At 56.7% G+C, this 6553-nt stretch carries 7 protein-coding genes, 1 tRNA gene and 1 pseudogene; 5 read left to right on the top strand and 4 right to left on the bottom strand.

The features are described 5' to 3' along the window. From YUU_RS0145275 to YUU_RS0145265, 3 genes are all read left to right on the top strand, one after another. Window positions 1-382 (top strand): acetoacetate decarboxylase (locus YUU_RS0145275; protein WP_027528047.1); only part of this gene is annotated, 382 nt, incomplete at its 5' end. A 130-nt stretch (window positions 383-512) separates the two neighbouring features. Beyond that, a complete protein-coding gene (locus YUU_RS0145270) occupies window positions 513-2279 on the top strand; it encodes a PQQ-binding-like beta-propeller repeat protein (protein WP_027528046.1) in 1767 nt (588 codons plus the stop codon). Between the two features lie 292 nt (window positions 2280-2571). After that, window positions 2572-2901: a hypothetical protein gene (locus YUU_RS0145265; protein ID WP_027528045.1), complete on the top strand. Its 330-nt coding sequence runs from the start codon at window positions 2572-2574 to the stop codon at window positions 2899-2901. 155 nt (window positions 2902-3056) lie between these two features. Here YUU_RS0145265 and YUU_RS0145260 read toward each other — a convergent pair whose 3' ends face one another. From YUU_RS0145260 to YUU_RS0145250, 4 genes are all read right to left on the bottom strand, one after another. After that, window positions 3057-3614: a hypothetical protein gene (locus tag YUU_RS0145260; RefSeq protein WP_027528044.1), complete on the bottom strand. Its 558-nt coding sequence runs from the start codon at window positions 3612-3614 to the stop codon at window positions 3057-3059. A 339-nt stretch (window positions 3615-3953) separates the two neighbouring features. Further along, a complete protein-coding gene (locus tag YUU_RS0145255) occupies window positions 3954-4301 on the bottom strand; it encodes a hypothetical protein (protein WP_156944934.1) in 348 nt (115 codons plus the stop codon). A 69-nt stretch (window positions 4302-4370) separates the two neighbouring features. Beyond that, window positions 4371-5249, bottom strand: a complete 879-nt coding sequence (locus tag YUU_RS59865) for a hypothetical protein (RefSeq protein ID WP_156944933.1) — start codon at window positions 5247-5249, stop codon at window positions 4371-4373. 311 nt (window positions 5250-5560) lie between these two features. After that, a tRNA-Ser gene (locus tag YUU_RS0145250) sits at window positions 5561-5650 on the bottom strand. 199 nt (window positions 5651-5849) lie between these two features. On the opposite strand from YUU_RS0145250, the gene YUU_RS0145245 reads away from it, so the two are divergent. Together YUU_RS0145245 and YUU_RS54425 are read left to right on the top strand one after the other, a co-directional pair. Then, window positions 5850-6188, top strand: coding sequence for a hypothetical protein (locus YUU_RS0145245; RefSeq protein WP_027528042.1), 339 nt, complete (start codon window positions 5850-5852; stop codon window positions 6186-6188). A 185-nt stretch (window positions 6189-6373) separates the two neighbouring features. Then, window positions 6374-6553, top strand: a pseudogene (locus YUU_RS54425) (IS5/IS1182 family transposase); the annotation flags it as partial.

The following is a 6553-nucleotide window of genomic DNA, read 5'->3' as shown; positions in this document are numbered from 1 at the left end:
TGCTCCGAAAATCACGCATGAGAGCGAAACCCTGGTGTGCACCCTGCACTATGGCTCAGTTCTCTGCGTCTCTGCCACCATGGGCTACAAGCATCATGAGCTCGATCCAGAGCCTTTGCTGAAAAACCTCGCGCGGCCCAATTTCATGATCAAGATCATCCCGCACGTGGATTGCACGCCGCGGATCTGCGAGCTTGTGCGCTATTACTGCGAGGACGTCACGCTGAAGGGCGCCTGGTCTGGCCCTGCCGCTATTGAGCTCTTCGAGCATGCATTGTGCGACGTTTCCCGCTTGCCGGTGCGCGGCGTCGTTTCCGGTAGCCATTACATCACTGATCTGACGCTGGGATTGGGGCAGGTCGTGTTCGACTATTTGGCCTGACGAGGGAAGAAAGGAGCCAACATGCGCTTGACGGACACTGGAGCAGCCAGGAGTCCGAAAGGAATGAAATCAAGGATCTCATCGGCTCGAACGCGCGTACCAAGGTTTTCTGCGCGGAAGGAGGCTCCAAATGAACAAAGCGATGAAGATCGGTCTCATAACCATAGCCGTCGTCGGCGTTGCGGTCGCAGGCACGATCTATATGAATTGGAACGCGTTCGTTCCAATCGCTGCCATGGGGATCAATTATGTGCGCTATCTCAACGCGCCCAAAGGCGAGCTGACGGTCGAGACCGCGCCTGGTTTTGATGCCGCGCCGGCGGCGAGCGCCTCGCAATCACCGATCAGGGATTCCGGCGACTGGCCGAGCTACAACAAGACGCTCACTTCCGACCGCTTCTCGGGGTTAAACGAAATCAACCGGGAGAACGCGGGTCGGCTCCAGGTGCTCTGCACCTACGATACAGGTATTTATACCGGCTTCAACACGGGGATCCTTGCCGTAAACGGCGCACTGCTGTTCTCGACACAATACGACACTTTTTCCATCGACCCTGCCACGTGCCGCGAGAATTGGCGCAAGCACGAGAGCTACACGCCCGCGACGCCGCAGGCCGTCAACCGCGGCGTAGCCTATCTCGACGGCCGGATCTTCCGCGGGACGCAGGATGGCCGCGTGCTCGCGTACGACTTCAAGACCGGTGATCGCCTGTGGGACACCGCAATCGCTGATCCGAAGAAGAGTGAGAGCGCGCCGGCGGCCCCGATTGCCTGGAATGGATTGGTTTTCATCGGCAATGCCGGTGGCGATTTCAAGGGCGTGAAGGGGCGCATGTATGCGCTTGGCGCTCAGACTGGGCGGATCGTTTGGGAGTTCTATCTCGTTCCGAAGCAGCCAGGCGATCCTACCCGAGGCCCAGAGGGCGCTTCGCCACTCGACACGTCAAGTTGGGAAATGGCGCGCCACCAGCCGATTTCGGGGGGCGCTACGTGGACCTCCTATTCGCTCGATCCCGATACGGGGCTGCTCTATGTCCCGGGTGGCAATCCATCGCCCGACTTCGCCGCCGCCGTGCGTGGAGGCGGCGATCTCTACACCGGCTCAGTCGTTGTCCTCGATGCGCGCACCGGCGCCTACAAGGAGCATTTCAAGATCGTTCCCAAGGATTGGCACGATTGGGACGTATCCGGTGCGCCCGCAATTGTGAGAACCGCGGCCGGCAAGCGGGTCATGCTTGTTGCACCCAAGGATGGCCATCTGTACGGCTTCGACCTCGACACGAAGGAGATGCTCTATCGGCTTCCGGTCACGGCGGTAGAGAACGCCGACGTACACTTCTCGCCAGAAAAGAGCGTGCATTTCTGCCCCGGCTCTATTGGCGGCGCCGAATGGAACGGGCCGGCATACAACCCGCAGAACAATCTCGTGATGATCGGCGAGGTTCAATGGTGCACAACCGTAAGGGTCGATCCCATCAGGGTAGCCGAACAAACGCCGAAATATACGCCTTGGTCAGCCGAAGATTCGATCAATCCTTTTAACATGTGGGGCAAGGCGGATCCCGCGTTCGATTGGGCGGGATGGCTTTACGCGGTCGATGCGGACAGTGGAAAATGGCGTTGGCGCGCGAAGACCAATTACCCCGTTCAGAGCGGCGTGGTACCTACAGCCGGCGGTGTTGTCTTCTTTGGCGATATGGGTGGCAATTTCTATGCGCTCGACGCAGATACAGGCCGCAAGCTCTGGGGCAATAAGATTGGCGGCGCGGTCGGCGGCGGAGTTATCACGTTTCAGACGCCGCAGGGCCAGCGCGTCGCCGCCGCGACGGGGCTGACGGAGGTGCTTTGGCCAACCGAGATCACAACCGCCAAGGTATCAATACTTGGATTGAAGTAGACGGTCACGAGATGAAATTCGTCACCCGCGCCGGGAGCCCTCGGAGCCTCATGCGTTCAAAGCGCGGTGAATCTTGAGGTGAGCAAAACCAGGCAAAGAGGTTGACCGGCAACGCCGCATTGCTCGCCGCAGCCCACTAGGAAGCCCGCCTATACGTTAGAGCGCCGCCAGTGCGGGATGTCCGCGCCAGCATAAGCGAGGGGACGCCGCTAATGGCTTTCCCGGTGCTGGCGGAAATCGGTGCTTTCAAAATCGACACGCGAGCGGTTGAACTCGCGCGCACCGGCAACTGTTGTGGTGCGACTTCCGCAGCGGCGACGCGAAGCTCGACACGCGCAGTCCGTCGAACAGTGAAGCTGATCCATGGGCGGGATGGAATACTTGGGCAGAAAGCAAGATTGCCAACGCCCTGGCAAAAGAACGTGCCGTGGTTCTCGAAGCCATTGCGGAGGAAATCAACAACGCGGTGACCGAAGCGCACGACCATCTGGCCGGGGAAGTCAAATCGCTCCGGATCGAATGCACGCAGTTGCAGGAGACGATTACGGAGTTGCGCTCGATCATCAAGAGCGAGAAAGCCAAGGTGATCGATCTGCCAAACCTGCTGCGCAAGGCGAACTAGCACGGTTTTTACAAATCGAGAGCTAACCCCAACTCTCGATTTGGAGAAGGCGTTATGTCAGGAGGCGCAGCCTCCTACCCGGCATTCGGACGTCGAACTCGGGAAACGCAGCAATTTTTCACTAGCAGCGATTTCAACGGCGTGCCGGACGCGCACTAAGCCGGGTGGCCCAAGAAAATCTTTACCGCAGATGGCAAAAGGCTAAATGCCTTCTGCGCTGCGCCGAATAGCTTCGTTTCTGCTCGTGTCCACTGGCCCGCATCGAAAAGCTTTCGTGTGACTTCCCTTCTCCAGCGCTCTGTGGGCGGACTGTCACCCAGCTGACGAACCTCAGCCTCAATGAGGCTCGTCATTTTAAGCATCATACTCTTGAGCAGGTCGTCATCGCCCTGGAGGCTCAATATTTTCTGATGCTCTTCCTCGAGAAAATTGTCGAACACTAAGCAAGGCGTTTTCTTTTTGGGAATGTCGTACATTTCTCGGATTTCACCGGATAAAGCTAAGTCGATTTGTGACGGTAGAGTTAGACGTCTCGGATCCTTGACTGGAACGAGGAGCTTCCAATGCACGCCAGTATCTCCATGAATTTCCTCCCAGGTATCGTCAAGCCAGTTGACTAGCTTACGGTCATACCCTGAGACGACGAATACGCTAATAATTTGGTTCGTAGGCTCATACGATGCGATCTCTTCGGCAGAGGTGATCCCTAACATCTTAACCTCCTATGCTGAGTGGACTTCTTCCAGCAAACAAAAGACCCAAATAAGCCGAGTGTTCCGCAATGGAAATCAAACCGACGATTGACACTCACCAGCTATGGGCTTCCGAGCTATCCATGCGCTGCCTGCGAAATGCCATTCGCCACGCTGTCGACTAATCCGCGACGGCCGCCCGAAAGGTAGCGATCGAAACAAAAGCCAAGGTGATCGATCTGCCGAACCCAATGCGACGAGCAAATTGATTAACGCCTTGCCTCTGCTTGAGGCACAAAACACTTGCTCGGTCTGAACCTTACCGCTCTTGACCCGCGGATGGGCACAAAACCGGCAGGGTCAGGAATTCTTTCGAACGAATTCGTAGCGATCCCAAAAAAGACGCCATGCGCCGAGAGTGAACATTGCGGCAAACTGAGCGACGAGCGTCCATAATGCGACGAACTCAACAAAGCGATAGGGGCTGGCGAGTGGTATCATCTGGCGAGACACGATGAAAACCGCGAACACAGCAACGATCAGAAGGATACCCACCAACCATCCGCCATTTAGTAGATAGATGTAGGCGACAAAAACGACGATGGGGACCAACAAGTACGGTGCGTAAGCAAGGTACCAGCCCGTTTGGTAGTCAAAGAGGCTTTGAATAGGACCAGCAGTCCAAACAGAGATAATCACACCAGCCAACTATCCCCCAAGCGCTCCTACCAACCCCTCAAGAACCTTAGAAACGGCCTCCTTCATGTTTAAGTGTCCTCATCGAATGCAGAATTGTTGACTTAAAGAAACCGGGAATGGACTGTAAGATGCTATTTTTATGCATTGCACGGATGACACTGACTTTCCGTCAGGGGTGTGTACCAACCACTCGATCGTAAGCGGGTGTTCGACAACGTAGAATGTCTTATCGAAGGCGTAGCTGCCGTCGATCGAGGGCCCAACTGCGTTGACCTGTAGATAGGTGTACGATGACGCCTTCTCCTTGAAATCAATTCCAGAACTTGAAAGAACCGATCCAGCATCGAAGCCGATAGCATCGGACACGGGAGCAGCTTTTCCCTGCGCCGCATTATAGTCAAAAATCGCCACTTCTACGTCGGGTAAAAGACCAGACTTGACTGCGTCTGCCACTGCGGGATCGAGCGACGAAGCTTTGGCAAAAGAAAACGCAGGAGTTCTACTCCCATTCGCGTCCTTTGATTTGCTGGCATCTTCTACAGTACGCCAAGCAGTTGCCGAGGTTTCAGCGGCGCGTAGTCCCTTTATCTTTGTCGGAGCTTTGACCGGATCATCAAACGACGTCGGGCGTGCACGATTTCGAAATCGGCTCTCGTGCTTGTTTAGATCTTTGGCTCTGTAATCATCTACCAAATTCCAAAACGCCAGCGGGATTGTCTCACTACCCACGTTGACGATTTGATACTGGAAACAAAGAATATCACGGGAGTAGCCCTCGGTGACTGCCGACTTTGCTCGTATCGGATAAGTTTTGCCGTCCTCCGAAAGGCTGAGGGAAATGTCTAAGGCGCCAGGAATGTTGTCTCCAATATAGTTTGCGGCATCGCAAACTGTTGGAGCGCCTCTCGCCGGGAACGCTACGACAACTAGAGCAGCCACAAACCAGTATCTTGCCATTGCCCCACCTGCAAACCTCGATACTCGCTTTCAGGTAGCAGATTGGCAAATTTTGGTCCACCGCGTTCCGGGATGCAGAGGCGCCAGCGAGTTGAGCAAGCAAGCGGAAAATTGAGACGTCAACTCTTTGCCCTGAGCGACGGTCCGGAATGTCGCCGCTGTTGGGGGCCAAGAAGGCGTTGGCTACCGTTGTGTCAGGCGAACTGAAAGCGACCGAAAAACCACCCGGGCATGTTGCGATGTTACGCCGGATGTCCATCCGGTGGTACACGGCAAGAGGCGCCGAAAAGCGCAACGAGTTCAACGAACACTGGCGGAGAGAGTGGGATTCGAACCCACGGTACGGTTTCCCGCACACACGCTTTCCAAGCGTGCGCCTTAAGCCACTCGGCCATCTCTCCGGAGCGCCTTCTCTTGAAGGGGCGCCGCTGATTTTGCAAGGGACTGTGAGCCGATCGACTGAAAAATCCCTAAGATGTTGTGTTTAAAGGGAATATTTGCGCCCCTTGGGCGCGTCTTGAGGGCCCCGGGGCTGAACCGGAGGGGGCTCCGGCGCGACGATTCACGGAAGCCTGCTTCAGACACATCAGAAGGGACACCATGACCTGCTTCCGAGCCATCGCCGCCCTTGGTTTTTTATCCGCTCTCTCGATGATCTCAGCCCCGGCGCTAGCACAGATGTGCACGCGCCAGGGCGTCGACGTCACCTGCGATGACGGCCGGCGCGGGGTACTAGCGGGCGATGCCATCATCTGGCCGGACGGCACGCGCTCGAGCGCCTCGCCGCATCCGAGCGTGATCATCGGCAACAAATCATCTGTCCATGTCGGCCAGGGCGTGTTCGTCGGCCAGGGCAAAGGCATGGTACCGATGGACGATCCCAACGCGCCCAACAAGCGGCAGTGTGCGATCCTGGACGGCGTGTCGTATTGTTATTGAGGTGCGTCTTCCCTTGGCGCGAAGCGCCGGATGAGGGGTTGCATCCGCAAGCTCGAGCGACAATGGATTCGCGGAGAGAGACCCCTCACCCGGCTTCGCTTCGCGAAGCCACCCTCTCTCCCGCAAGGGGCCTGTTGCGTAATCCGCGATTGTGATTCTCTAGGGCAGAAGCCTTGGAGGTAACGATGGCAGTGAAGCAGACTGGGCAGCCGAGTTTTATTGAGGCGTGGTTGCCGAAGGGAGCCGGTGCCAATGCGGCGCTGAATCGGTTGTCGGGCTTGGTCAAATGGTACCGGTTCGAGAAGCTGATGGCGCATTTGCGGGATGAAGGAAGCCCTGGCCGACCGGGCTATCCGGTGCTGGTG

Origin of the sequence: Bradyrhizobium sp. Ec3.3, assembly GCF_000472925.1 — a bacterium.
In the GTDB taxonomy this organism is placed as follows: Bacteria; Pseudomonadota; Alphaproteobacteria; order Rhizobiales; family Xanthobacteraceae; genus Bradyrhizobium.
Note: the sequence above shows the minus strand (reverse complement) of the source record. Positions and strands in the feature narration are given on the sequence as shown.